The 303-nt window shown below is 51.5% G+C and carries 1 protein-coding gene and 1 pseudogene; both read right to left on the minus strand.

Annotated features, from left to right (window positions below; genetic code table 11):
• Positions 1 to 196: ATP-binding cassette domain-containing protein (locus ACNQ0T_RS23755; RefSeq protein WP_417930449.1), on the minus strand; the 196-nt coding region annotated here is incomplete at its 3' end.
• Positions 189 to 303, minus strand: a pseudogene (locus ACNQ0T_RS23760) (ABC transporter ATP-binding protein); the annotation flags it as partial. The pseudogene ACNQ0T_RS23760 and the gene ACNQ0T_RS23755, both read right to left, overlap by 8 nt.

Below are 303 nucleotides of genomic sequence, written 5' to 3' on the forward strand. Positions count from 1 at the left end.
GCATACCCATTAAAAGCTGTGCGAGGCTGCTTTTGCCGCAGCCTGACTCGCCGACGATCCCTAAGGTTTCACCACGGCGGATCTGTAAATCAATACCATTAATGGCATGAACATGTTCCGTAGTTTTACCAAGCCAGTTTTTACGGGCCGGGAAATTGATATGGACGTCGCGTAACGTTAATAACGTGTCAGACACTTATAACCTCCTGCTGCGGATACCAACAGGCACAGCGCTGGTTGTTGTCACCACACGCTGTCAGCGCCGGGACGTTTTCACACTGTGCACCTGCCGCATAGCAACGA

It is taken from the genome of Enterobacter cloacae complex sp.6700776, assembly GCF_048284255.1.
Taxonomy (GTDB): domain Bacteria; phylum Pseudomonadota; class Gammaproteobacteria; order Enterobacterales; family Enterobacteriaceae; genus Enterobacter; species Enterobacter intestinihominis.